This is a genomic window from Limnospira sp. PMC 289.06, assembly GCF_032350395.1.
Classification (GTDB): Bacteria; Cyanobacteriota; Cyanobacteriia; order Cyanobacteriales; family Microcoleaceae; genus Limnospira; species Limnospira platensis.
Genome location: NZ_JARPLC010000286.1, coordinates 1 through 1584, shown reverse-complemented (window position 1 = coordinate 1584; position 1584 = coordinate 1). Strand labels below are relative to the sequence as shown.

At 50.2% G+C, this 1584-nt stretch carries 1 tRNA gene and 1 pseudogene; one reads left to right on the top strand and one right to left on the bottom strand.

The annotated features are described in order from the left end of the window. Positions 1-107: 107 nt before the first annotated feature. Positions 108-1304: pseudogene (locus P5674_RS24545) on the bottom strand (transposase). A 179-nt stretch (positions 1305-1483) separates the two neighbouring features. On the opposite strand from P5674_RS24545, the gene P5674_RS24540 reads away from it, so the two are divergent. Beyond that, positions 1484-1557: transfer RNA gene (locus P5674_RS24540), tRNA-Pro, on the top strand. The last annotated feature ends 27 nt before the right edge of the window (positions 1558-1584 follow it).

Here is a 1584-nt window from a genome sequence, read left to right as displayed (position 1 = left end):
CCAAATAGGGTATCTACATCAGGAGCCGTGTGCTGGGAAACTCGCAAGCACGGTTTTCAATTGGAGTTGGGGAAGGTGACTTCTCTTTCGACCATAACACAGTCAGGCTAGGAGCCGTATGAGGTGAAAGTCTCACGTACGGTTTTGTATGGGAGGGGGAGATGGCGACATCTCTCTCGACCCCTACTCAGTTCGAGGAAGGTATGGAAGAGCAGAGAGAGGATATTAAGGGTTGCCAGTAAAGAGGAAAGATGCTGCTTACCATGGCCGAAATTGTGTTCCAGATTGTAGCCCTTGGTCTTGAGGGTGTTGTGGTTTTCATTTTCCACCTTCCACCGGGTTCGCCCTGCCAGCACGACTTCTGCGACATTTTCCTCACTGAGGGGATAATTCGTAGCAAAGGCATTGTGATAGCTCACCTGGCCATCGGCAGTGGTGACGGTGAGTTCGCACCAGTTGACCAACAGGGCATCATCACTGTCTCTGAGGGGCACGGCGTTGAGATAGCGGTAGGTATAGGTTTCCTCGACTTTCCCGGTCCAACCAAGGGTTGTGACTGTGGGTAGCTCAATGCCATCAAGGTGTTCATGGAGGGTGGTGTGGGACTCCTGACGACAGACGAGGATGAAGTTGAGTTGGTGCTTTAGAAATTGCTCACACAAGGGTTGGTGACAATACAGGTCATCCCCTAAGACCGTAACGTTCCATCTACTGATACGTTCCCCTTGCCGCGATAATCACCGTTTGGCTGCCGCCGTCTCACAGTCCTGCTTGTCATGACCATCTTGGGGCACGATAAATTCAGGAACCAAGGGAATCAGATGCTTTTGTCCTGGACAAACGATGACCGCAGTCACCACCCCATGGAAGTAATGGGTTGCCCCAGACTTATAGGTGCGTGTCGAGCACTGGGGGCAGTGGATTTTCTCCGAACTCAAATATTCAGTCCCATCCAACGCCACTAACAGACTGTTGGCAATAGAACGGAATTTTACCAACTGCCCCTGGACTTCGAGCACCGGCAAGATATCCTCAAAGACCGGAAAGATGTGGTCTGGTGACACTGTCGCCCAAAAATCCCGGATGTGGTTGTCGCCGGGAATTTGATGAACCCCAAACAAGCTTTGAGCATTGCTCTTGCCTTTGTTGCCTTCCATCGTGCGTTGATAGGCAAGGAATGATGGGGTTTGAGTGAAGAACACACTAAACGCGCGATTGGCTGCGTCTTCCATCCCATAGTGGCTATTCTTACCAGTAGGCTTGTCCGGTAACGAGGACAAACGCTGGCGAAAAGAACTGACGATTGTGTCAAACAACTCATGTTTTTCCAACGGCTCTGACCCTATTGGCTCTTGGATGTCCTTACAGTACCCCATTTTCCGTCCTTGAGTCGCTTTTTTCTCAAATGAGAATTGCTGATATCATCCAATGCCTATTGACATATAGGTGTCAGCTGATCTATAATGGAGAGGTTTGAGTACAACGGGATGTAGCGCAGCTTGGTAGCGCGCCTGCTTTGGGAGCAGGATGTCGCAGGTTCAAATCCTGTCATCCCGATTTAACTTAAACCCTTATCCTGACTAC